This is a genomic window from Enterobacter sp. JS8-1 (genome assembly GCF_049187015.1).
Lineage (GTDB): Bacteria > Pseudomonadota > Gammaproteobacteria > Enterobacterales > Enterobacteriaceae > Enterobacter > Enterobacter mori.
Window position 1 is genome coordinate 85,535 of sequence record NZ_CP185806.1, and the last position, 25,487, is coordinate 111,021.

The following is a 25,487-nucleotide window of genomic DNA, read 5'->3' on the forward strand; positions in this document are numbered from 1 at the left end:
CTTTTGATTTCCTTCTGAGCGCGCGGCCGTGAGGCCGCTGCATGCGAAGGCATTTTACGTTATCCACAGAGTGGCCCAAGACAAAGATCTACTCTGGAATGTAATGAACAGAGAGATAAAAAAGGTGAAGTAAGACTGTTTTGCGGAATGTCTTTTATTCATTTCCGGGTTACTTCACTTATTCGTTTGCGGATTTCTGTGTAAAAAAAAGAGACTGTGGCCATTGCGGGCCATAACGACCGGCAGAACGTCATGATGACCGGAAGAAGAAAGGAGTGAAGGATGAAAAATGAGCAGAATGGCCGAAAAAAACCAGCACGAAAAGCCCCGTTGAGGGGCCTTTAAACAAGAAGACTGTTGTGTCGTCTGTGACTAGTCCGGTGGAGAAAGCGCCAGATCCAGCTGGTAAAGATGCTGGATGGCCAGCGCCTTCAGGCGCTCAGATGTGCACCAGTACGCTTCGTCAGGCGGCATGGTGCGATAAATCCATTCAGACATTGCATGGAGTCGTTCATCTGCCGGCAGCTTTATCAGGTTGTTGGCACGTTTACGCTCCGCGCCTTTTTTGCGGCGGTAAACGAGTGCCTCCTGACGCTTACGGCCAGACCAGCATTTCCGCGCAGAGTGGGCCTGAACATCATCATGTTCGCTCATCACCCCTTCCCGGATCAGCTGCTCACGCTCGGCGCTCTGACGGAGCTTCTTCTCCTGTTCTTTAAACAGCTTGTCCATATCGACGCCCAGCATCTGGAATCCCACAGGGGTGATATAGACATACGTTGGCAGCCAGGTGCGGGATACACGGTCCCAGGCGCGTTCTTCCGCGAGACCCAGAACGCCAAACCGTACCTGTTCCTCAATAAGCCGTGAAAGGCGTGACACCGTCACCTCTGTTTCAGGAATGACATTGCCTTTTGCGTCCTTTGCACTGAGTTCTTTTGCAAGACGGGAGATACACATGCCGACGGTATGCTTGCCGGCATCACAGAAGCTGATGAGCACTGGCCAGAGCGCATCGAGCAGGCGCTGACGTTCCGGACGGAAGCCATATTTACGTCCCGCCTTACGGCGGCCGGCGACATAGAGAGGGTGACGAGAAACATGCATGCGCAGGCTGACCTGCCCGGTTTCATTGTCTTTTTTCACAAGGCGATTGTAGGCATGACCGAGCTGTCCGGAGAGCTTTTTATAATGCTCCGGGCGATACCAGGCCGGGTTCTCACATTTGGCTTTTGTGGAATGCTCACCGCGTTTGCGGCGGGTCAGTTTTTTGACCGGTGCAATGAGGAAATTATCCTGAGTGCCGGCATCGACATTCTGCCAGAAACGGGTTAGCTCATCTTTCGGTAGATCTGACCAGTGAACAGAAATCTGATTGTCATTCACGGCGGCCTGTTCTTATGGCGGCCGGGTGTTGTTTTCTATGGTGCATGCGTTATAATCCTTCACAGGCAACGCGCCTGCTTTTGGACCCCCTGATACCTGTGTCTTCCGCCAAGATGATGACAGTTATCGGGGGGTTTGTGCATTCAGGCTCCGGGAAATCCCGTAACCTGCTCCTGAACGTTTTACTGGACACGTCCTGTCCTTGTTTGTTTCCGGAAGTCCGCATTTCTTCCGTAAAACCATCTTCTGCCACCCGCCTGCCTCACCACAAAGCAGTCAAACCGTCAGTTTGAGTTAGGTCACAAAAGTAATCTGAATCAACAATCTGTCCCACCACAAGACGATCGCTGACGATCCGAATACTACCTTCTCGTCAGTAATTTTTCCAGATGTTAGACCAGATAACCGTCCGTAGTTTGCATGCTAATTATCCTTAAGGGACTATAACCGGCAGCGCTCGCCGCAGTATCAGGCCGGCAGGCCTGATCGAGGAAGCGCAGGAGAACGGAACGGGAAGATGGCAATTACGCGCGGAACATGAAAAACAGTCTCTGGCGGGAGACGTTCTTCGGACTGAGGATCATTTCACTCTGGTGGCTTTCCGGATTGCTGCCTGGAGTCTTTCAGCGGTTACGGCTTCCGGGAAAACCGTGATGGTGTCGGGAGTCGCCCCGCTAACGGGCATGACGACGATCCCCGGCGTTCCGGTGAGCCCCAGTTCCTCTGCCAGGTTACTGTTTTTCTCAAGGGACGCGGTATGGTCGCCCGGCACAGAGGCGGCCAGCCCTGCCTTTGACGCTGCCGCGAGTATATCCTCCGCCGTCAGCTTGCCTTCATTATGGCCGGTGGCGTAGATGGCATTGTGATAGGTGACATAGGCCTGCGGCCCTTTCTTTTGCCAGACCGTCAGCCCCTGCTGCGCAGCCTGAAGTGAAGCTTCCCAGCGTCCACCAAATATTGGCCACTCCTTAAAGAGGTAGCGGACGTCCGGCTGCGCTTTCATGACCTTCTCCAGCTCCGGCGCGAAGCGGCTGCAGAACACGCACTGGTAATCAAAGAATTCAATCACAGCGACCTTTGCATTATCAGGCCCGTAAGCCGGGGTGTCCGGATCATGCAAAAGGTTCGCCTGATTCTCCATCACGCTGAGTGCAAACATCTTCTGCTTACGTGTCTCCTGCTGTTCCTGCAGCTTACGACTGACCGTCACCAGTATCTCCGGGTGCGACACCAGGTAGTCAGCAGCGATTTCGCCGATACGTGCCTCCTGCTCCGGGCTGAATAAGGGCTGAGGGGCCGAAGCGTGTGCCATTGAAATAAAGCCAATGTATGTTGTAACTATTAATGCTGCTAATTTGTTTGCTTTCATAGCCTGATTCTCATGATTAAAAGGGGGATTAACGTTCTTTCTGAATGGTTCGGGTGAGGGTCTGTTCTTCACGCTCCGGCATGCGGCCGCGTTCAGTATTTTCTGCCGCCCTGAGCATGTCTCGTTCAGCGTTTGCCAGATCTGCAATCACACGCGATGCCCGCGACTGTTCACCAGCGGTCTTGTCAGCACCTTCCAGCTCGCTTCGGACGCCTGCAGCGGCTTTTATTTCCTGTCCATCGGTGTTTTCCTCACCTCTGACCCTGGCGATCACATCCGCATCCGGGTTGAGTGGTTCCGGTTTACGCGGGTTAATGTCTTCCGGTTTCAGTCTGATCACCTCTTCCTGTGGAACTTCCGCCAGCAACGACTCCGGCTGCCTGCTCCGTCCGGCTTCTTCATTGCGAACCTGGTCTGCCAGCATTTGCTCGCGCAGCTGCTGTACGTTCTGTTCGTCCGTCAGCGTGGAGACAATACCCGGTGACACATCCTGTTTTGTCCCACCGCTTACCTTAAGCAGCCATGCTGAAGGCGGTTCATCACCGGTCTGCCAGACCACGCCGTCCTTTGGATGATTTCGTACTGCATCGAGTGCAGCCGTCAGGTCGCTGGCCACTATCGTGTTTCCGGACTGACTACGCTGCAGCACGGCGCCACGGGCACGCTCTGTCATGACCATTCGTGTCTCCCCCTGAGTCATCCGTCCTTCCGGGCTGGAAACCAGGGAAACCAGGGCCAGGCCCGCACTCCTGCCATTGTTGTCATACACCGGCAGCGCCAGCGCCGGTTCAGGAAAGCGCCGGGTGGCCGGGATGATTTTTGCCGTCAGTGACGCATCCTGCATGCCCTGATGGCGCACCCAGGCGCGACCGATGGCCGTTTTATTCACCGGCTGCCCCATTGCCCAGATGGCTTTCGCCTGTTTGCGCTGCGTTTCCGGTGCCAGCGCATCGTGCGCAGTTTTGATATCACGCTCCGGTGTTTTTACCGCCTTAACCCAGTCCGCTTTCCCGTCGGTGTATATCTGGACGTGCTCTTTCACGCGTGAGGCTGAAATGTAGAAGGCACGACGGGAAGCCAGTGCCTTACGTCCGTCTTTCGTGCCCTCAAGCGCAATGACATAATCACTGCTGGCCCCCTGTGCGCCGTAGCCGGTGACGGCCCAGCCGTAGTCGATATGCTGCTGCGCCCGGACCTTCTCCGGATTGATGGTGACGCGACCGTTCTCCCCTTTCAGACGGATATTCCCCTCCTCGCTGACCGACTCCACCGTATAGCGCTGGTTGGCCATCTGCCCCTGTTCGCGATCGGTCGCCGTGAACTTAAGCAGATCGCCGGAACGGACTTCCATCTCGCTGCGGCGAAACAGCTGCACGTCACCGGTGATCAGCTCCTTCGGTGAAATCAGAGCAATCTTCCCTTCCTCATCACGTACCGTCACCGTTCTGCCGTTACGGTCAACGGCCACCACATCCTGGTAGCGGTCACCGCGTTTAACCACCATCCCTGCTTCCCAGGCCTCTGTTTTGTTGAACTCATGGCGCGTATGGGTGATTTTATCGAGCACAGGCACCTTAATGGCCTTCTCCCCCAGTTCTCCCCGCGCTGCAAGCGCGGCATGAATGCCGGCATTTATCGCTTTACGGTCGGCGTTCAGCTGCGCAATGATGAGCGTACGGGACCGCGCCTCCGGCGTCCGGTCCTTCCAGTCCGCCACGATGTCGTTAACGGGCGTCTCCGTTTCCTGAATCGCACTTTCCGGGAGCGCGGCTGAAGCGCTACGCGCCACACGGTCAGCCGGCTGGGTTTCAATGCGCTGCAGGGCCGCATCGATCCGGTTATCGATGATGTCGTGAACGGCGCCGCGCAACTGCAGGTCTTTCTGACGGACGATTTCCTTCATGATGGCCACATCCATCGGGCTTCGCTCCTGCATCAGCTTAAACGGCGCGCCCACGTCGACCGCTTCAAACTGGTCGATATCCCCCATCGAGACTGCACGTCCGCCGCCGCTGGCAATGGCCTGGAACAATGCCGCCGTATCCTGGTTGCCTGCCATTGATGATTCATCGATAAGAAACACCTGTCCTTTATAGTCAGGTTTCCCGCCTGCGGCCGTCGCCTGGTCATGCTCAACGACAAAGGATTTGATGGTCTGCGCCCGTACACCGACGTCGCTCATTTCTTTCACCGCCTGGTGCGTAGGAGCAAGCCCCGTCATCACCGGACGAACGTCCGCCGGTAAGGTCTCCAGTGCAGATATCACCGCCTTCAGCTGCGTGGTTTTCCCCACGCCGGCATAGCCCTGAATCCCGATAAACTGATCCGTGGTACCCAGCACCAGGGTGGTCGACTTTTTCTGGCCATCGGTGAGTCCGTTCAGCACGGCCTCCGGTACCTGTTCCAGCAACGGCTGCTGCGTACCTTTCCCTTCCTCCACCACGCGCAGAATGGCTTTCTCCATCTCCCAGGTGGACCGGGACACCAGTACCGGCTCTCCCCCTGCGGATACGGACAACAGCTCGCCATTTTTAATCATCGCGCCAATTTCATTCCCGATGGCTTCGAGGTCGGGATGATATTTCTGCGCTTCCGTCGCCAGCTTAAGCTCGCTGATCACCACGGTGCGCTGGTCGTTAATGGCACGCCACACGGCCAGACCCGCGTCCGTCCGGATGCTGTGATGCAGTGAATCAACCGCCTGACTGACGTCCTGGTGACCGCTCAGGTTTCTGACCAGCTGCACGGGAGAGGCATTGGTCTTCATGCGCTGCAGCCGGGCTTCAGCCCGGTCCTGCACTTCGGCGGTGAACACTTCCGCCCGGTGGCCACTCTGTGCCAGCGAGTTCATGGTCTGGGTCGATATGTCGCGGCTGTTGAGCGCGGCCAGCACCACGCCGGCGTCGTTATCCCGTCCGCCCGGCGCGGTTACGTAAGCATGTGACAGATAGAGCGGCTGGTCTTTTGGCAGCGTCAGTGTGTCTTCCCCCCGTTTAACCTCAATCCCCTTTTCACTTATCCCGGTCACCTCAAGACGATCTTTGGCCTTCAGGCTGTGCTCGCGGTCGCCCGCCACGGACAGCAGTTTTTCGCCGGTGGCCACGCTGAGGGTTTCACGGCTGAAGAGACGCCAGTCAGCGCTGATATCCCCGATTTTCATCCGGGTCAGCACGCCGTCACCGTCGATGAGCGAGAGGACTCGCGTGTCCTCATGCACCCGGTCAATCACAAAGGACTTACGCTCTTTTGCGTCCGCGCGATCTTCAAGCACCATGCCGGGACGGTACGAACCTGGCATGCGGCGCGTTTTGCTGTCGAGCCACACCGGCTGCCGGGCCTCTATCTCCACGCCGTCACGCCCCAGCTGCCCTGCGTTCTGCAGCGCCTCACGTACCAGGCCCGTCAGCTGCGCCTGTTCACGTTTGCCGACCACGACGGCGGTGACGTTATCAGTTCCTCCGCTCAGCTCTGCAAACCGGTTGGCCAGCGCCTCGTAACGGTCGCGTTTGTTAGGAATACTGACCACTTCGGCCTCAAGCCCGGGCGCAGGCTCCGTGCGGCGGGAGCGGGCAACCCCTGCGGACTCCAGCACGGACATGGCGTTACCGTTCGCCTGCCGTCCGGCACTGTCGAGAAAGACCAGCTGTGCGTCCTGCGCGCGCGCTTCGCCCAGCAGAACCAGCGTCTCCTTTAATCCCAGACGCTCTGCCCCTTCGATAATCAGCGTGCTCTGGGGTTTCAGGTGGAAATCACCGCTCAGAACATGCTGCCGGCTGATAATCCGTTCCCGCAAATCGTCGGATTTCGCCAGCGAAATGGCGCGCTCGGCAGAGCTGGCCAGCACCTGCACGTCACGACCGTTCGCGCCGGCAATACCGGCCAGCTGCGCGGTCAGGTCACGGATGCCCGCCACGCCTGACGGTGCATTCATCAGAACCAGGGCGTCCTTCTCCACAACTTCAAGCGCCGCCGGCGCGTACTGCGCCGGGCGGGTGAAACTGACGACTTTTGTGGATTTGAGATGCTCCTGACTCAGCGCCTGGATCGAGAGTTCATCCAGCAGGTGAATACGGGAGGTGAAAACCCCTTTCTCACTGTCCAGCGGCACAATCATGCCGTCCTTCAGCGCCGCATCGATGGCCACACGAATATCCTTAATCTCCGGCAGCCGTTCACTCAGCTCAGCGGTGGTCATCATCAGCTCGCCAAAGGTGAAGCGCGTTTTACTGTCGCTGAGCTGCGAGATGGCCAGCCGGACAGCCTCAGTCAGTTCCGGGCGGGGTATTTCAGTGTCCAGTTGAACGGCAGGTAAGCTCCTGGTCGCCGGCGTCTTTTCGGGAACGGTCTGTGCCGGGTGACTCAGCGTGTCAGTTTGCTGTGGTACTGGCTGACGGGACTGGCTCTCCGGTTCTGCGGGTTGAGCAGGTGTGTCGACGCTCTTTTCTGCCGTGGACGACGTCTGCAGAGAAGCCTGTTCAGGCCCGGCAGGAACCGGCTTAGCCTGGTGATCTCGCTCCGGCTGAGGCGCGGTCTCACGAAGACCTGCATCACGCGGCACCACGCTCTCCTGATACGCCTTCAGGTCAAATCCCTTCTCCTTCATCTGGCCCAGCCAGCGCTCCATCAGGCGCATCCGCGAAGGGTCAACTTTCGCCCTGCGGGTGTCTTTGGCGGCCACATCCCGGCTACGCAGCGTGGCTTCAGCCCCCACGGCCCCCTGAATTTCCCGGCCCCGTGATGAATATTCGTCCCTGACTTCTTCCGGAACGCCCTTGATCTCCCACATCCCATGCTTGCCTACTTCTTCCACTTCATGGCCGAGTGCTTCAACCCGCTCGCGCAGCGCGCTGCGATAGATTTTCCCGAGGGTGACCTGGTGCTTCATGACGGTTTCGATAAAGCCGGCGTTATGGATATAGTCCGTGGTCAGGGCTTTCCATTTGCCCGCATACTCCGTCATGTTGGCAATCAGGAGATGGGTGTGCAGCTGAGGATCAAGATTGCGCGAGGTATCATGCGTATAGGCGGCCGCCACCATCTTGCCGGTGTGTACAATGGACGTAACGCCGTCTTTCGTGTCGCGGGCCGAGATGAGCTTCTCCACATAGCCAGCCGCCACGCGGACGGCATGGTTATGTGCCTCCACCATTTCTTTATCATTGCCAATGAGCGCCAGAATGGACACGCTCTTGGGAGCGGAAAAGGTCAGGTCATGGCCCGGGCGGTGGACGTGCTGTCCGTTAACCTCCTTGCCCAGCCGTGAGCCGTCCGGCAGACGGCCCTCGAGCACGGCCGTCAGGTCATCGCCACGGACATTGCCCTCGAGGCCCAGCTCTTTTGCACCTTCCCCCATCCAGAGGCTCTGCAGGCTGCCCAGAAAATAGTAGTTATCGGAATTGCTGTAGTAGCCTGCAGCCTCGCCGGCTGACGCTACTGGGGCGACTGACATCATAGTTCAGGCTCTCTGTCGTAATAGTGATGGTCGTTTTCGTCGTAACCCGGGTCGTCCGCGTGACGGTGAAGTAAAATGTTCTCTTCTTCCTGCGCCAGCTGCCGGTGGGTGCTGTGGGCTTCATCCTGGGTCTGCGGTGTCACTGACTTCCCTGCCATCGTCAGACTCAGGCCGCCGTCAGGCAGTGCCGTCACCTTCATATCCAGGTTCATAGATTCGCCCGCATTCTCGCTGGCCTGATCTTCTCTCCCTCCTGAGGTGGCTCCGGTATTGAGTCGCCGTTTAAGCATCCCCAGCGCGCCGGCTGCTGCAGGCTCGGAGGGAGCATCCAGCTGAGTTCTGCTGCGGATTTTTTGCAGTGCTGCAGGTATTTCCGGATTAAGGGGCGCTGTCTCTTTTTGACGATTTACTGCAGGAGGAGAAGACCGAAGAGAAACGACGTTGTCTTTTTTGTCTTCGGTGACAGGGTCTGTCACCGTGCTGTGATTTTCAGTTACGACTTGCGTAACCACAGGCGCTGTTCGCGATGTGACGGGCTCCCTGGCTGGTACTGACTTCCGTTCAGGTGCAGCGCTGCGCGAAGGTTTATTTTCTTCCGCCGGAGTACGCGCCTCTTTTTCGACGGCCGATGTTGCCGGCGAGCCGGATGCCCCTGCAGACGAAACCGGAGCAGGACCGTCATCTGCAGAGGATGTCTCGCTCTCCTTCTCCAGCACTTCATCACCGGTCGGGAACGTCAGACCTGCAGCTGCAGCTGCGCGCTCGTTCTCCTGAATAACCCTCTCCAGCTCCGGACTCAGTGCATCGCGGATATTGCGCTCGAGAAGGCCTGCCTGCCGCTTCTTCGGCGCGCGATATTTCAGCTTCAGACGGACGACCGGATACTCCCCCGGGAGGCGCACATAAAAGTTGAGGTTCGGCAGACGCATGATCTGCTCGTAGTCGACAATCGGGTTATTGACCTCGTCCTTACCGAGGGACACACCGTCACGCACCTGGTCCAGACCGTAGCTGTTCTGCTCGCGGATTTTGCGCTTACGCTGGTTGCCCAGCTCCTTTTCCACCACTTCGGCCATCTCAGCACTCGGTGAACGACCGTACATACGGGTGTTCATCAGGTCGAAGATGCTTCTGGCCAGCTCGCGGCCGTAGACGTGAACCAGCTGGGCCATGTTCTGCATCCCCAGCACGAAACATCCGCCAAATTTACGCGCCTCGGCAAGCGTCTCGGCCAGCTCGGGGATGCGCTGCAGGCTGGGAGCTTCATCGATAATGAACCATACGCGGCGGTCGCTGTTCTCCCCCATGCTCTGCAGCATCAGCGTGGCCAGAGATACCCACAGCGAGATCAGAGGGCGTACACTCTTGCGGTGACGGGCCTGTGTTGAAATAAACAGCCAGCTGCTGTCATAGCGTTCCTGCGTCATCCACTCCCGGATGGTGAACGGCGGCTTCGTTCCGTCATCCAGCCCCTGCAGATAGCGAAGGGCTTTGGCGTAGTTGGTTACCACTGAGCGAATGGAAATGGCCGTTTTCTCTATCTTTTCCTCAACCAGATTGGCTGAAGGCGTATTGACCAGATATTCACGCAAACTTTTCATATCGAGTGACAGCAGGGTTTTGAGGAACTTCTCAATGCTGCGTTCCGGGTCCGTCGACATACGAATTGCAAGGTCGGCATAAATGGTTCTCGAGCTGGATACCCAGAACGGATCGGACTCTCCTTCCACCGGAATGAGGCTGGCTGCCAGGTTGTCGTAATCGACCGCGTCGACGCACTCGCCCCACATCTGCCAGTTGGCACAGCGCTCGTCGTGGGCGTTAAGGATGATATCGGTAGACGGGTTATAGTGGGTTTCTGTGAAGGTACAACCGGAGTCGTAGATGATGGCCCGGTCACCACGTTTGCGGATGTAGTCGAGTAACCAGCGTATTAGCGTCGACTTCCCCACCCCGATAGTGCCATGCATCAGGAAATTGAGTACCTCCGCCATCCTCACCATATGCAGATCACCCACGCGAAGGTCAGAGAACTCACCGTTTTTACGCAGCAGCTTATTCACTTCAGCAGGCTTGTCAGTCAGCTGCATCCCTGAAATGTATTCGTCTTCACTTTCCTTTCGACCGATATTGGCGATAAACCATGTCACGGCGATAAACACCACCATACTGAACAACCCGCTGGCGCCGGCCGCCCACTGCAGCTCAGTCAGGCACTGGTTGCCCATCTCCTGCATGTACAGGTCGGTATAGATCTGCGGCAGGGTCATTTTGAGCACCATCATCGTCGCGGTTGGCGCATACCAGTAGTGGACGTCGTAGATTTTTGGCGTCCCCGTTGCCGGCATCAGATCGATAAAACTGCTGTTGATGCTGGCGAACCACCACAGGGAGCCGTTATCAAGGGCTTCCTGTGGAATTCGCCAGAGAAAAATGGCGGTAGTCAGCACGGCGAACAGGATGAAGATCCAGAATCCTATCCAGTTGTTCACCTGAATGAACATGCGCCAGCGGTAGGCGGTCATCTGCCCGCCCTGGGTGAGGTTTTTTCCTGCGAAGCTCATAGAGTGTTGTCCGGCCGTTATCGCATCACCTGCGCGGTGATGTGTGTTATCAGAGAAGAAACGTTGAAAAGGTTGCTGTAAAAGGTGGTATCGCGAGGGTAAAGCGCCGGTTTATTACATCAGGCTCAGCTCATATCTGGCCTGCTGGCACCCGTCCTCCCAGTCCTGTTTATTAATGTATGCAGCCACAGAACGGACTGAAGTGGCCACATCCCTATAAGCCGCTGAGTGCCACTCCCGGGGTTCCAGACCATAAAGAGTGAATTCATAGCCAGCCCAGCCAGCAATGATGGTCATTCCCTGCCCTTCTGGAAGTGAACCAAATACATTCATATAAGCCCTCGCTACCATCAGCTCACTTTCCAGATGGATAAGCGACCAGAATTCAGCAGAGTAATCTGCACGTTCATTTATCTGATGCATCATGATGGACGAACTCCTTTGAAATTAAGGACGCAACGCTCGCCGCAGACAGGGCTGCGCCATGCGCAGTCATGCGAGGAAGCGTAATTACTGGTAACTGACAGAAAGCACTGACGCACCCTGCCCGGAATGAGCACGGTTAAAAATCAGCTGTGAGGGAGAACGGCTGCGACGATCGCCGCAGCCGCGGGTATTACATGATGCCAGCGATAGACTTGGCCAGCTGCGCTTCCAGGACAGGTTTTGCCTCTTCAAACTTGAGGTTCACCTTGTTGGCGTTGGATACCACGCGGGTCTGGTATTTAGCGCGGTTGCCCTGCTCTGTGCTGGTCTGCAGCTTAATGCCGGACGTTCCCTGCTTAAGGGCGGCAATATTGTCGGTCGTGACGGCCGCTTTGCTGCGCTCGGAGATCTGCAGATCGGTCACCATCGTGTAGTTAACGTCTTCGACCATTGCATCAGCAGCCATACCAATCAGCCCGGTGGCAAGACCTACACCCAGCGTTGCGCCAGCTGACGACGAGTTATACGCCGTAATACCCGCACCCAGTGCCGCACCCATTGCCGCACCTTCATACCCGGTCTTAAGGAATCCCTGTGCATCACGCAGATCCATTTTCTCGGCTTTCAGCACGTTTGCCTGAATCCAGTAGTAGGCCGTGTCCGGAGAGCTGGAGACGCGGTAGCCTTTCGCGGCCAGTTCATTTGTAATTTGTGCCTGCAGACCAGACATGTCCTTGTCAGAGGTATTACGGATCTGCAAATAAACAGTCTTCTCTGATGATGGCTCCAGCCAGATGGTTTCACTCATCTGGGTTTTGACATCAAGATTACGTTTCTTCACCGCTGTGGACATGGCACCACAACCAGACAGAGCGAGAGTAGACGCGATCAGACCAACAACGGCTAATTGTTTTAATTTCATGAATTCATCCTGTGCATAGAAAAACGTCCCCGTTAGCGAGATATAGCTAACAGAGACGTTATCGGCTGATTTGAAAGGGAATTTAGGTTAAATAGATGGCTTACTTAGATTACTACAAAAATTAAGGGGGCCATTGCCCCCTTACTCTCAGTATCCCCGGTTAGGGTCATACGTATTTGAAGGTTCGTTGAAGTTTGTTCCCCAACTGTTTCCGTGTATATCCAAGCCAGAGATGCCACCAACCATTGGCATTCCTGAGGCAGGGTTCACAGTTATTCCGTTACTGAATGAATCGTTGAAGGAAGTATTCAGAGGAATATTTGTTATTCCACCATCCTGGAAACTCATATGACTGCCTGAAAAGCTGATAATTTTGTTGTCACTAGTGCTAAGGAGTTGAGCCTCATTATCTGGCAACATATGAGCGATCCCATTCCGGATAACATATATCCGGCCATTATCTTCATCCTTAAGAAGGGTATTATCCTTGAAAGTAATAGGCCGCAATACTGTTCCCACAAAGATGAAAGCTATCAGCGAGTGAACAGCTATGCCTGCTATGAGAGCACTTTCGGTATCATTGCCAACAAATGCCACCAAGAAAGTTAGCAAGACTGCAAGCATCGTGTTACACAGTAGTGTCGCTTTTAAGCTCATCCCTCTTTTGCTGTTTCGTAACTTCCAAATGCAGAACATATATATGGCGCTGGGTATGACTGATAAGAGCATGCTCTTAGCCATAAATGGCACGTCAAAAAGTAATTGCAGGCTTACAGAATAAGCTGCATAAATGCCGATTGGAATGAAACAACAATAAGCACTTACCTTTTTAGTCATTTTACCCTCCAGTTTTCTTCCTTAATTCTGCCACTCTCTGTTGCAGCTCATCTGGTTGGAGATCATTAAACGGATTGAGTTTACTTGATTGATCCAGTTCAGCTTCGGCACGACCAAGCTTGAATCGCCCTTGACCGATTAAGTTTTCTCCTTTCAGGATATCACTGGATGCCTGAACAGTGGATTGTTTTTTGCCAATTTCTCCAGCAGATTCGTTGATTTTATGCTCATTTTCAGATCTTTGTTCCGCCACTCGACGCTGTAACTCATTCTGGGGACCAAAACCCTGCGAGGAATGTTCATGCAGCTTAGCCTGATTTTCTTTGAATGACTCCTGCATGGCATCACCACGTACTTTTTCTCCGCCAGCATTAATGCCTGAACGGCTATGAGTAACTTCACTCCCCTGTCCATACGTGGTTCCTTGCTCCCTGACGGCTCCTGAATGTTGGAACTCAGGATGCGATTCTGCAGTGTGGCCGGTCCTTTCATCTGCAGTGGTGCGTCCACCGGCATCAACCATCCCTGCCGACGAGGTGATATTACCTGAGCTGCTTCTCTGTCCGCCTGTTTGCCCTTGATGAACAGTTGACTGCTCACTACTCGGCGAAACAGAATCGTCTGTTCTGGCTGAATAATTTCCACCCTGCTGGCCTCCATATTCAACGCCCTGAGTCGTTCTGTAAGTCTGGGCATTGCCAATACCTCCCGAGCTATGAGCACCGCCATCCTGAGAGCTGTAACTAACTCCAGCATCTTGACCAGATGAAGCTGATACCTGTTGACTGCCACGCGCTGGCTGAACGATATGCTCCCCACTGAATGCTGCATGCTCCTTGCCGCTGGTAAGATCTGAACGGCCCTGCTGATAATCCCCCATGATTTCAGGTTTGAGACGTTCATTTACGAATTCCATCGCTGCTTCTCGCGCCGACGGCGCACTTGTCAGCATGGACTGTGCCTTATCACCGTATTTATTAGCCGCCCAGTCCACAAACTCCTGCGTATAGTTCGTATCAAGGCTTGCACTCTGATTCTGTGCAACAGTGGCCATACGGCTGAACTCGTTGCTCTGCGTGGAACTGGTGGTGTACTGATGGTACTGGCTTTCTGCATCATTGAGCGTTGCGGCCAGTTGCTGAACATTGCTGCTTGCAGCATTCTCAGAATGATTTGCGCCATCGGTGATACGACTACTTTTAACCATATCCATACCCTGGCGGAAGTCATTAACTGCCTGGCCATTCTGATCATGTCGCATATCCTGCGAATGGGAATCAGAATCCTGAATTCCTCTGGAGCTGCCCGTAGAATGCCGCAAATCGCCTGAAATACTTCCTTCGGCACCAAACTTAACAACGCCCAGATTAAGTCCCCCTCCGGCCGTCCCTTTAATGCCTGCCGATACAGACCCCTGATTACTGATATCCATCAGTTTGTTATAGGCTTCCTGTGTCGAGATGTTGTTTGCTTTCGCATAACTCTCAGCGGCAGACAACATCATGCCAGCTCCGCGTGTCGCATTAGTGGCCTGGCTGTTTTCACTGCCTTGGATCAGGCTGTCACTGGTACCGGTCTGATGAGAAAGCTGGGAGAGCTGCGACCAGCCACTGGTAACGCTGTGGTTGTAGCCATCGAGAGCAGTCTGCGCCTGTACCTGCGACTGGCGGGCTGACTCCTGGAAACCACTGCTGGCCAGCTGGCTGAGCTTCATGTTCACCGGCAGATTCGACATTGCACCCGAGCCGTCGATAACCGTATGGCCACCGGCCGTCTGAGTCTGCGTGGAGCCATTATCCGCCTGCCAGGTTTGCTGCCCCTGACGCTGCATCAGGTTGGTATCCATCTTGTTCTGGCTGACATTGTCCATCGACATGTTGTTAAACGACCAGTTTCCGTCCGCCGTGGTCGCTGCCACACCTGCTGACGTGAAGGCGCCCGAGCTGAGTACGCTCCCTGCCACCTGAGAGCCCATCGCCGCAGCACCTTTGGTCAGATAGAACGACAGCACCGGAATGGAAAGGGACAAATACCCTGCCAGATTCGCCACGTCCGAATGCTGCAGCGCAACCACATCCTTGTTGGCCAGCACCAGGGGCGTGCCCCCGGACTGGCTCTGCAGCCAGTAGTTGGCGGCATAGTTAAGAATGGCGAACATCACCGGCCACATCTGGAAATAGATAAACCCGGAAACGTATATTTTTAGTGTGTTCAGGCCAAACATAGTGTGATTGGATGCGGCCAGCGCAATCATTAGCGGGAACAGGCACACAAGGATAAGCATCAGCAGGGACTGTGCGAACGGCAGCGTGCGAGTCGCCAGCTCGTTACCTGCAGCCCAGGCGAGACGCTGTTTGGTTGCAGCGTTCTCTGTAGCCAGATTCAGCAGGTTAGCCGTATCGGATGAGCGAGCCGCAAAACCTTTAATACCCTGCCTAACTGCACTGTTCGTGATGTTGTTCTTCATGATCTGCGCAGCAGTCATACCACCGGCATAGAAGAACCCGTAACTGTCCCCCATTGAGTTGGCCAGAAGCGCCGCGCCATTCAGCTTGTTGCCGAATACCTTTCTCGTCAGCCAGGTGAACGTCGCACTGCCCGGATTCACGTCGGTATTCGCCAGCTTCTGTATCTCCGTTGCGGCCTGCTGACAGGTCAGGAACTGGCGCGTGGTGGAGGTCATCTTAAAGATGCCCCGCAGCGGGCTTGGGTTACTGGTTATCAGTGTCAGCGGGTCTGTGGAGTTGAGCAGCTGATTGATCGTGTATTTGCCATTCAGCAGAATGTCGCCGATCACACAGTTTTCCACGTAGTCGGGCAGCATCTGCGCCAGCTCCGGGTTTTGCGTGGAAAAGTCACTCGTCTCCGCCACAATCTGCGAGCCAAAAAGCATCCCGGTTTTGCTGTAGGTCACTGAGTCGGGTCTGGCCATCAGCATGTCGTAAACCGACGCCATCTTGTACCCGATACTGGTAGTAAGAGACGCGATAGCCGCCAGGCCAACCGGTACGTTATCGGTGACCCAGACCGCCCCCGGATCAGAGAGGTCAATGACCTGTACTGAGCGTTTCGGTACCAGCAGGATGGATGTCAGGATCATGAAGACCGCCAGCCACTGGACGAAAACCATCGGGTTACGTTGTTTGATGAAGGTAAGCAGTACGGCAAGCACCCCAAAGGTGCTGGCAATACGCAGTAAAGTGTGGAAAGTATTCTGACCGACAAGGGTGACGACGGCGTCCAGCGCCGTTTTCCACATTCCCCCGCCATAAATGGTGTATATCTCAAGCATCAGCGATCACCCCAGTGATAGTTGCTTTGATAGGAGCCTGAAACAATGGTGGACACCTGCTGCTGCAGGTACTGCATGTTGCGGTCGATACCGTCCAGCGCGTTCTGGTCAGCCGCAGACTGCAGCTTCATGTCGGCCAGCAGTCCCTGCGCATGAATAATGTTGTCGCGTAGTTTTGCGGCAGCTTCTTCAGGGAAGTTCTTGCCAGCCAGAGACAGGCTTGCCTGTTTCACCAGCTCCTGGAGGTACTGAATCATCAGGTCCTGGGCAATGAAGTCGGAGACCTGCAGAAGGTACGTGGCGCTCATCCCCATACTCTGGGCGTTAGTCAGATACTTCAGCACCGGTACAGAGGTGGTGTTCACAAAGCCTTTTTCCTGATCGGTCAGCGCAGTATCGTCGACCAGCTTGTTCTGCATTGAGAGCATCAGGTTTTTAACCAGCGTAACCAGAGCGTTGGACTCGGAAATCGTCAGATTGGTGACAACAGGTCCCAGACACAGTGTGGACTCGTCACATCCGTAGACCTTCGCCGTTCCCCCGCGCATCAGGACTTTAATCAGGTCGCGGTTATCAACCAGCGGCGTCAGAATTGTCACATCGCCATTCTTGTTGAAAATGATGGAGCCGACGGTACTCATGACCAGCTCCTTCAGCGCGCGGTCGTTGCCGAGAAGGCCATTCTTACTGAGGGTGTCCCAGATAAGGTTTTTGTTCTTCAGCACCTGATCCTTCTCAGCATCACCGGCTTTAGCCGTGACTTTGTCGCCCTGTCCTCCGACGGTACAACCCTGACGGGAAGCCGCCCAGTCGGAGAACATGTTGGTTTCGCCGGCAATGTCCTGGCAGATTTTCTGCTGGGAGACCTGCGTCACTGGCCACAACCCGCCGATGATGCCCTGAGCAGCCTGGCATGAACTCATGTTCATGGAGTTAACATCACTGGCCAGTTTCTGCAGGAAATCTTTAGCCTGCTTCAGCTCCGGTACCATCGTCTGCAGGGCCAGATCGAAAGCATAGCCGGCGGCGTTGCTCATGATTTGCTTCACGAATCGCTGGATTTCCTCGCCGCTGATCATACTGAACGACCCGAGATAGGCATCGATACCGCCGCAGCCGGCGTTAAGGGAAGGCAGCTGCATCGAGATCAGCTGGACGTTTTTTACGGGGTTCCGGAGGTATACCGAGCCACCGGAGAAGTACCCTGCCGCCTGCCCCTGCCAGGCCTGCGCCTGAGTCACGTTGCCGCTGTAGCCCAGATTATTGAAGAAACCGTTCAGATCGCCGTTGACGTCCGCCTGAGCAGGCAGAGCAGCCAGGCCTGAGAAGAACACGATCCCTGCCGTAATAAGCGCCTTAATCATTTGGCACCTCCACAGCTTGCGTATTCTTGCCTGCCGGGCTGTCAGCACGGTTAATTTTGCGGCATAAATATCTGGCCAGACAGAACCAGCTGCAGACGAGTAAATTCACCGCTATGAGCACGCAAATCGCGCCGATAACGCTCCAGAGCAGGTACTGCGGATAGTGGATGAGAAGCGAGAGCGTAAACTGTTCGGCGCGGTCAACGGACATCGCACTGAGCGTTGTGATGGCGCACTTCACGTATACCCTTTCGACTACGACGGTAAAAATTAAGGCATAAAACAGTTTCAGAGTTAACAAATCCGTCCATTTTCGGGTCTCAGTATCCGCACTACAGTCTTTCACTATCGCGAAAGCCTGGTTTCGGATAAGCGTCTTCAGTCTGGTAAGCCTCATGCAATCTCCTCCCGGGGTTTCCTGGCCAGGGTCTGCCGGCAGACGTAAAGCCCGGTGACGGTGAAAAAGAATCCGATGCTCAGCGAGATTAGCAGGAGCACCGGAAAGTCCTGCAGACAGGTTGTCAGTTCAGGGCGGTCCATAACGCTGACCACCCGGTGGGCAAGCACCCCGTAGAATGCTGCGGACACAAGCAGCGTCACGCTGAATAACAGCCACACGCGCTCGGTACGCGATAACGCATACGTGTTTGTCGTCATTTTGTAGTCCGTTTGTATTACTGAGGGGTGACCTGCGCGCTTGCCGGCATTGGCGGCAGCATCTTCGGATCGACGTTATCCATGTCTGCCTGAATCAGGCTGGCCATCCGACTTTCAAGTGCGGGGATGTCCATCACGCCCTGGGTGAGTGGATAGGCTTTCAGGGTGTTGACGTTGACCATAAAGGCCGTCGGTGTCGCAATCGGCAAACCGTTTCCGAAGAAGGTGACAATCTCATCTGCGATGGGAGAGTTAGGGTCCGTCTTACGCGGGATCATCGGGGTCGGGTAAGATACGTCCCCGCCGCCGTCAAGGGTGTACGGGTACACCCTGATGGCATGCTCATCAGCCCAGCCCTTCAGCAGCGGGTCAAACTTAGCGCTGTACTGGCAGTGCGCCTGCATAAAGAGCACCACGGCATAATCTTTCATGTTAGCCCGACGTCCGTCCGGCAGCGCCATCAGGCTGGCTGGCGTGGGTACCGGAATGGTGGAGGCGGTGATGGCTGGAGCATCAGCGGAAGAAGCTGTTTTTGTCGCTTCAAGCGCCATTAACTCCTCACGCGCACCGGCGTTTGCCAGCAGGGGCAGGGATAACAGGAGCGCAGTGAATACGGATTTAACGTTCATGATCGGCTTCCTTATGCGCCTGCCCTCTTTCGTAACGGAACCAGCGATACACGGCATACACCATCATGCCAGCCGCCCCGGCCCACATACCATTACACAGCCACAAGAGCCCTTGCTGCGTATGTTCCACGGACCAGGTCATCAGCTCGCTCAGTACGCGCGCCATCGTGCCCCAGAAAATCAGTCCTGCGAGAATAGCGGGTTTCATTCGTGTGTCTCCTTGTTCTGCCGTGCCAGAACCGAATGCAAGTCTGGTTGCGTATTCCGATGATTTCGATCAGTGATTCCGGCGATTCCGATCACGCTTCTCGCGCTGGTTATTTCTTACTCTAGTTTTTAACTCGTCTGATCGGTTTGCGCCAGTTTTCGCATGGATTCTCCTTTGAGCTCAACCCGGTGACCGTTATGCAGAAGCCTGTCCATCAGCGCATCTGCAACCGTCGGGTTACTCACCAGTTTGTACCATTCGTTTACCGGCAACTGGCTGATGATGATGGTACTTCCTCGCTGGTAACGGTCCTCCATCACCTCCAGCAGGTCTGATGCCTGTCGCGTATTCAGCTTTTCAAGGCCCCAGTCATCAAGGATGAGCAACTCCTTTTTGGATAGCTGCAACAACTGTTTCTGGTAACTGCCGTCAGCATGACCTATGTTCAGATCATCCAGCAGTCGCGTTAACCGGTGATACGCCACCTGGATATGCTGCTGGCATGCCTGCTCCCCCAGGGCACAGGCTACATACGTTTTCCCGCATCCTGTTGGGCCTGTGATCAGGATATTTTCGTGACGGTGTACATATGCCCCCGTCATCAGTTGTGAGAGCAACTGCCTGTTCAACCCTCTTTCCGGGCGATAGTCCAGTTGTGACGGCTGGGCGTCCAGTCTCAGTTTCGACTGCCTCCGCAGTCGGTTGACCTTTGAGACCTCACGCTGCAGCAGTTCGTGCTCCAGAAGAAGGCTGAGGCGCTCTTCGAAGCTCAGTGAGGTATAGGTCATCGGTTGTGACCATTGCAGTTCCAGTGCGTTACTCATGTGCCCCAGCCGCAGGGCGCGTATCTGTTCCAGCAGGTTGTTTTGCATCTTTTTTTCCTCAGTGGTAGTACCCGGCACCGCGTACGTTGCTGTGCTCTACAGGTGTGTCATCCGGCGTATCATCCTGCTGCCGGTCCCGGTGGTTTCTCAGCAGATTCAGGATCACCTGCCGCCAGGGGCGTTCCAGTAACAGTGCCTGTTGACAGGCATTTTCCAGCCGGGCCTCTCCATATTCCCGGCTGAGATTGAGCAGCCCCAGGCAGGTCCGGTAAGCCTGCTCAGGGTGGGAGCGGTGATACAGATGCCAGGCCACCACTGCCCGGGTTGCGCTGCCGATACTCTCACCCCATGACAGCAACCTGTCCGGGCTCCACCGCTGCTGGCGGTGAGACTCCGGCATATGGTCTGTCTGCGTGGTGAAGCCCCCTTGTTGCTGGGCCCGTGGATGCTGGGCGACCAGTATTCCCTTGTGATAGAGGCGCACGAGCCGGGCACCGGCTTCGATGTCGATATGGCTGCCAACCAGCGCGTGAGGCACGGAGTATGCATGTTTTCCGTACAGCACATGGTAGTCCGGGCCAACTTTTGCCCTGCGGATATCAACGTATTCATAGGGGTATGGCGGCAGCGCTTTCAGCGCAGGTTTATCCAGTTGTTCGAACTGGCTTTTCCGGCAACCCGGTAACCGACGGAACGGGCGCTCATTCAGATCCTGCAGTAGCTCACTGATAGCCAGATTCAACGCGGCCAGCGTATGGAACACTTCGTGTCGCAACCGCATCAGGATCCAGCGTTCCACGACCTGAACGGCATTTTCGACTTTGGGTTTATCTTTGGGTTTACGCGGACGAGCCGGGAGTACTGCTGTGTTGTAGTGCCGGGCCAGCTTGCGGTAGTTCTCGTTCAGTACCGGCTCATAGCGGTCTGCGTGGGTGACTGCCGATTTCAGATTATCCGGGACCAGCAACAGGGGAACGCCGCCGAAGAACTCGAAGGCTCTGGTATGTGCCATCAGCCAGCTTTCCTGGCGTTGGTTTTCACAGGCTTCGACGTAGGTGTAGTTTGAGGCACCCAGCGTGGCGACGAAGATCTGCGCCTGTCTCACTTCCCCCGTATCCGGGTTAACGATGGGGATTGTGGGCCCGCAGAAGTCGAGGAACAGCTTTTCTCCGGCGACATGATGCTGGCGCATACTGCGTTTTTGTAGCTTCAGCCAGTCGTTGTAGAGGTTGCAGAACTGGCTGTAGCCATAGGCGTTTTCGCCAGCCACCTGTTGATATTCCTGCCAGAGCAGGATTTTGGTCATCCCTTTGCGTTTTAGCTCCTGATGGCATAGCGGGAAGTCCGGCATGTTTTTATGGCTGTCGCTGGCGCTGGCGCGTCCGGCATAGAACAGCGCTTCGAGCTGAGACTCCGCCATATCTTCCGGCAGAGGCCATGCCAGCTGACTGCCTCTGAAGCGGGTCACTACGTCAGAGATAGTGCTGCAGCCTATATTCAGGCAGGCCGAGATACTTCTGTTGGCCAGGTGGCAGTCAAATTTAAGGCGCAACACTTCTTTAATTTTACTCATCCGCGTTCTCAGTCTTGCCATGGGGACACTCCTCCGGAAGATGCGTTATCAGGAGAAAGTGTTGTCCATTGTTTTAAAGGTGAAAAGCGCGGGATTCCGACAACAGGATCACCGATTCCGACAATCCGATCACGGATTCCGGAGGCAGGATCACCAATTCCGATGGATGGCCAGATTTGGCCGGAACAAATCGGAATCAGCGGTCGAATTAAATCGGAAAGTGCGATCGGATTACATCGGAATCAATGGTCGGTTTGGGTCGGAATATGCACTGGTGACATTTTCTTTCGGGCGGCCAGGTTCAGGCCTCGGAATACAAACCACACTCCAAAGCCAAACATCACCGAGATAATCCAGGTGTTGAGCAACGTTGCATCTGTCGCACGCGCCCACGAATCGCTGTCCACAGGGCCACGCTGACACAACACTTCAGGCGGTGCTTTCGCTAAGGCAGGAGGCACAGGCTTTAATGACTCTCCGGGTTCAGGTGGCGAGAAGCTTCCTGCCACATTTTCATTAACACAGCCCATCACCTTGCCGGCAGGCGCCCCCTCAGTCAGGTGATGAAAGGTCGTCAGGTATTGCCGGGAAAGTGAGCCGTCTGACGCCGCCAGCATTACAAACACATACAGCATCAGTGCCGGGCCGAGGACAAAGGAATACAGGGCCGCCCGCCCTGCATCGCGGATGAGGGTAAACAGTGTTTTTGTCATAAAAGGCTCTCAGGAATTGGGTTTAAAGCCGGTGGCCACGTTCAGGAATCGCTTCGACAGGTCATCCTGCGTCATGAAGCCGTAAGACAGCGCGCGGTAATTCTTGCTTCGTGGGTCAACAAGGTAGAGCGCCGGGAAATGCGTAATATTCATTGACCGGGACTGCCCCGTATCCGGACGGCTCTGCGGCAGGGAGGCTGCCACCTGGCCATCAACCGATACCGGTATAAGCGAAATCCCGTTGGTTTTCGCAAAGTCCGCCACCACACCCGCCATCTGCACATCAATCGGGTCACTGCCCCGGTAGAAGTAGAACAGACCGTACTGCTGCGCCAGCTGCTCCACGGCGCTCTGCCGCGTCTGCTGGTCGCGGGTCTGCATAAACGGCGCCATGCTGTTGTAGTGCGGATACTCCAGGTTGTAGTCGAGGTCCGGGTGGCTCAGCTGCGCCGCCGCAAAGGACTGGCTGAACATCGATGCCCGATCGGTCCAGAATTTCTGCCAGCGCAGGAACGTCGCCGTGTTTTCCCGGGAGGGAAACAGGATGGCGCGGTTAAGCGCCTCCTGTGTGTACCCTTTCAGCACCCGGGCCTGTTCCATAGGGGACATTTTGCTGAGATCCGGAATGGCCTGCGGTGCAGGCTGTTGTGGCTTTCTGGGCTGCTCCGGCGGCTTTTTCGGCTCGTTGTACCAGGACCAGCCGGTGAACGGCTCTGCCGGCGTCACAATCTCCTCGGCCATCACCGTATGGCTCGTCAGCGCCATAAGCAGGCCACAGAGGACATGCTTCATTTACCACCTCCCTGCTGATTCACCTGCGCGGCAATGCGCTCCTTAATCTGCTGGACCTGCGTGCTGGTATCGGGGATTTTCTGGTTCTTCATCAAATCCTCGTAGAAGTCAGAGAAGTTGATTTTGTCGAAGTCGATACTCTGCAGCTCCGGGACGGTGATTCCCCGACAGTTCGGACTGTCGCCGCTGCCGAACTTAACGCCCAGCTGGTCGCGACGCCCCTGCTCCTGAATGATGCGGGCAAGCTTGCCGTCAAAGACGCAGTAGACCTGACTTTTCTGGATGCAGGCACCCAGCACCTTGCGATCGCACCGCTCGCCGACGCTGACGGTAATTTTCTTCGCCTTCGCCTTCCCTATAGCCTTTTCTTCATCATCACATGCGGCCAGTCCGGCACTTTGCCCCCAGCCAGAGTCTTTGCAGCAGTTAGAGAAACCGGCAAAGGCCTTACGGCAGCGCATGGCTTTCCCCGTGAAGGCTTTAACTTCAATGGTACTGCTGGCGTCTTTTGCATCTTCAGCTGCCGAGGCAAGACCTGCCAGTTTGGCCACAGCCGTATCAAAACCACTGCTTCCGGCACCATTGGTGTCGTCACACTCGCCTGACTTACAGATGTAGTCGCCGCCGCAAACCAGGCCGCCAGACTGATGAGTGGTCTGACACTGATAGGTGTAGCTCATATGGGTACACTGCCCGTCGGTCGACTCGGTGCAGGTTGTTCCTGCCGCCGTACAGGACGGATTCGTCATCAGCGTTCCGCAGGTTCCCGTGGAGTCTGACGGTACGACATAGTTATCGGTGTACTCCCAGCAGTCGCTATAAACGTCATAGCTCTGGCCATTGTTAACAATGGTTTTATTTCCCCCCGGAGAGGTGCATGTTGACGTGGTTTTTTGCGCCTTCGACATATCCAGGCCACAGGAAGAGGACCAGTTAACTTCCGGAACCCACTTCTCTGTTGTCGCGATCATGGTCAATGTTACGGTCATGGTGGCCTCACCACTGTTCAGCCAGTCATAGGTTTTTCTTGCGTATTCTCTGCATCGCCCCTGGTTTCCATTAAGACAGTTTTTATTGAGTATCACACCTTGCGGTGAAGGCTGTCCCTCTGCCAGCACTGCACCTGCAGCACCAGGAAGAACCCACGAGTTGTCTCTTTTGGCAACTGACTCTTGATCAACACCCCACCAGGTTAACTGGTAATACATATTCTTATCGTTGAAATGTATGGCCAGCGAAGCACTGATAACCGGTCCTGAATAAGGGGAGGTAAACGTGAAATAGACGCGTTTGTCATTGTCATAGGTCCAGTTCCACATCGGTTTATCAATTGTGATGGTCTTCTGTTCAGTTGTTTTTTCTACATGCCCTCCCGCCACTGCTGTGCGGGTACAGGCCTCAACTGAGGCCACATCTTTATCGCAGGTGTAATTTTCAAAGGTGGTTTTCGATACCGTGACCTCCTTACACTGGTTCGCGGTCCCGTTTAGCACACCGTCAGCGCCAGCTTCCGCATTTTTACCGATAGTGATGAAAGGTGCGTTCGGGTCAATGGCGGGCGTCGGGTTCGTTTTTCCGGAGTTGATAACCGACTGCGCTGCGTCATTGCCCTGCAGCGCGGCCTGCCCTTTGTTGGCGAGCCCACCGTCGCCGCCATCCACGCCACCGTAATACCCTTTCTCCGGTGGGTTAGCGGTATAGCCTGGTATTGCGCCTGTGACGGTCCCTGGATTTTTCAGGGCTCCCGTCCCGGCGGAAGCATTGCCTTTGCCAAAGCTCGCTCCCGCCTCAAAGGCAGGATCAGCTGCGCCAGCCAGAAGCGGGAAAAGCATCAGCACCGTTGAAAGCAGTTTTTTCATTTGCCGGCCTCCAGAAGATGGCGTGCCGTTGCCGCACAATCACCACTTTCTGCCACTTTTTCGAGAGCCTGCTGCAGGGGCAGGCTTCCCCTGATTACGTCATAGTGGCCAGGGCAGGTCACCACCAGGGCGGGTACCGTGGTGATGTTGTACTGAGTGAACAACGTTGGATCGATTTGCACGCCAGCGTCCTTGTCCTCCTTACTCAGCTCAAACATTGCCGCCGCGGTCTGTCGCATGTCGTTATTAACCAGGCCGCGCAGCGTTGGCGGAATGTTGTAACGGCGGGCATCCTTCAGCATGGGCAGCAGACCTTCACGTGGAATATCGAGGCTCACAAAGTAAATAGCCGGGAACGTATCTTTTTCGCCCATCTTGTTGGTCTGGGCTGCGATATCGCCCTGCAGGCGGTTAATCAGGTCCAGTTGCTGCTGCGGTAAGACGGGTGCGGCCGCCGGATGCCCCTGCAGGTCTTCCTTCATCGCTGTCAGCGCATCCTGCTGACCTTTGATCCAGCTATGGTCGGAGACGGAGATATCGGTCTGGGCGCTCGCCAGGGCCAGCGGCGCGAAAGCAATCATGACGCTGATCGTCAGCGCCCGGAGATAAGCGTTTTTCAT

At 55.5% G+C, this 25,487-nt stretch carries 19 protein-coding genes; all 19 read right to left on the bottom strand.

Annotated elements, in window-relative coordinates; translation table 11 throughout:
* Positions 1–372 precede the first annotated feature (372 nt).
* Entirely contained in the window at positions 373–1,386 is a 1,014-nt protein-coding gene (gene repA, locus ACOQH0_RS23585; RefSeq protein ID WP_232939222.1) for a plasmid replication initiator RepA, read from the bottom strand.
* Positions 1,387–1,966: 580 nt separating this feature from the next.
* Positions 1,967–2,755, bottom strand: a complete 789-nt coding sequence (locus tag ACOQH0_RS23590) for a DsbA family protein (RefSeq protein WP_221696971.1) — start codon at positions 2,753–2,755, stop codon at positions 1,967–1,969.
* A gap of 28 nt (positions 2,756–2,783) precedes the next feature.
* On the bottom strand, positions 2,784–8,207 hold the full coding sequence (gene traI, locus ACOQH0_RS23595; protein ID WP_421512397.1) for a conjugative transfer relaxase/helicase TraI: 5,424 nt from the start codon (positions 8,205–8,207) through the stop codon (positions 2,784–2,786).
* Complete coding sequence (traD, locus tag ACOQH0_RS23600) at positions 8,204–10,771, bottom strand: type IV conjugative transfer system coupling protein TraD (RefSeq protein WP_421512398.1); 2,568 nt, start codon at positions 10,769–10,771, stop codon at positions 8,204–8,206. Before traD ends, traI begins: the two co-directional genes overlap by 4 nt.
* A gap of 114 nt (positions 10,772–10,885) precedes the next feature.
* Positions 10,886–11,197: a hypothetical protein gene (locus ACOQH0_RS23605; RefSeq protein ID WP_421512399.1), complete on the bottom strand. Its 312-nt coding sequence runs from the start codon at positions 11,195–11,197 to the stop codon at positions 10,886–10,888.
* A 190-nt stretch (positions 11,198–11,387) separates the two neighbouring features.
* Complete coding sequence (traT, locus tag ACOQH0_RS23610; RefSeq protein WP_032641144.1) at positions 11,388–12,119, bottom strand: conjugal transfer complement resistance protein TraT; 732 nt, start codon at positions 12,117–12,119, stop codon at positions 11,388–11,390.
* Between the two features lie 147 nt (positions 12,120–12,266).
* Positions 12,267–12,956, bottom strand: coding sequence for a hypothetical protein (locus tag ACOQH0_RS23615; RefSeq protein WP_032663645.1), 690 nt, complete (start codon positions 12,954–12,956; stop codon positions 12,267–12,269).
* A 1-nt stretch (position 12,957) separates the two neighbouring features.
* Entirely contained in the window at positions 12,958–16,248 is a 3,291-nt protein-coding gene (gene traG / locus ACOQH0_RS23620) for a conjugal transfer mating-pair stabilization protein TraG (RefSeq protein ID WP_148577027.1), read from the bottom strand.
* Positions 16,248–17,612 carry a conjugal transfer pilus assembly protein TraH gene (traH, locus tag ACOQH0_RS23625; RefSeq protein WP_148577026.1) on the bottom strand — a complete coding sequence of 455 codons (1,365 nt, stop codon included), beginning with the start codon at positions 17,610–17,612 and terminating at the stop codon, positions 16,248–16,250. Before traH ends, traG begins: the two co-directional genes overlap by 1 nt.
* On the bottom strand, positions 17,605–18,009 hold the full coding sequence (locus tag ACOQH0_RS23630; protein ID WP_148577025.1) for a hypothetical protein: 405 nt from the start codon (positions 18,007–18,009) through the stop codon (positions 17,605–17,607). Before ACOQH0_RS23630 ends, traH begins: the two co-directional genes overlap by 8 nt.
* Positions 18,006–18,269 carry a hypothetical protein gene (locus ACOQH0_RS23635; protein WP_032641305.1) on the bottom strand — a complete coding sequence of 88 codons (264 nt, stop codon included), beginning with the start codon at positions 18,267–18,269 and terminating at the stop codon, positions 18,006–18,008. The genes ACOQH0_RS23630 and ACOQH0_RS23635 overlap by 4 nt, the downstream gene beginning before the upstream one ends.
* A 17-nt stretch (positions 18,270–18,286) precedes the next feature.
* Positions 18,287–18,898, bottom strand: coding sequence for a type-F conjugative transfer system pilin assembly thiol-disulfide isomerase TrbB (locus ACOQH0_RS23640; protein WP_148577023.1), 612 nt, complete (start codon positions 18,896–18,898; stop codon positions 18,287–18,289).
* A complete protein-coding gene (locus tag ACOQH0_RS23645; RefSeq protein ID WP_421512400.1) occupies positions 18,888–19,106 on the bottom strand; it encodes a hypothetical protein in 219 nt (72 codons plus the stop codon). The genes ACOQH0_RS23640 and ACOQH0_RS23645 overlap by 11 nt, the downstream gene beginning before the upstream one ends.
* A gap of 128 nt (positions 19,107–19,234) precedes the next feature.
* Entirely contained in the window at positions 19,235–19,978 is a 744-nt protein-coding gene (gene istB, locus ACOQH0_RS23650) for an IS21-like element helper ATPase IstB (RefSeq protein ID WP_336819723.1), read from the bottom strand.
* A gap of 10 nt (positions 19,979–19,988) precedes the next feature.
* Complete coding sequence (istA, locus tag ACOQH0_RS23655; RefSeq protein WP_421512401.1) at positions 19,989–21,524, bottom strand: IS21 family transposase; 1,536 nt, start codon at positions 21,522–21,524, stop codon at positions 19,989–19,991.
* 221 nt (positions 21,525–21,745) lie between these two features.
* On the bottom strand, positions 21,746–22,216 hold the full coding sequence (locus ACOQH0_RS23660) for a hypothetical protein (protein ID WP_421512402.1): 471 nt from the start codon (positions 22,214–22,216) through the stop codon (positions 21,746–21,748).
* Positions 22,217–22,225: 9 nt separating this feature from the next.
* Positions 22,226–23,008 (bottom strand): type-F conjugative transfer system pilin assembly protein TraF, encoded by a 783-nt coding sequence (traF, locus tag ACOQH0_RS23665; RefSeq protein WP_421512403.1) that lies wholly within the window; start codon positions 23,006–23,008, stop codon positions 22,226–22,228.
* The gene (gene traN / locus ACOQH0_RS23670) at positions 23,005–24,867 is read right to left on the bottom strand and encodes a type-F conjugative transfer system mating-pair stabilization protein TraN (RefSeq protein ID WP_032641295.1); all 1,863 of its coding nucleotides are present in this window, start codon (positions 24,865–24,867) and stop codon (positions 23,005–23,007) included. Before traN ends, traF begins: the two co-directional genes overlap by 4 nt.
* Positions 24,864–25,487, bottom strand: a complete 624-nt coding sequence (trbC, locus tag ACOQH0_RS23675; protein WP_148577022.1) for a type-F conjugative transfer system pilin assembly protein TrbC — start codon at positions 25,485–25,487, stop codon at positions 24,864–24,866. The genes traN and trbC overlap by 4 nt, the downstream gene beginning before the upstream one ends.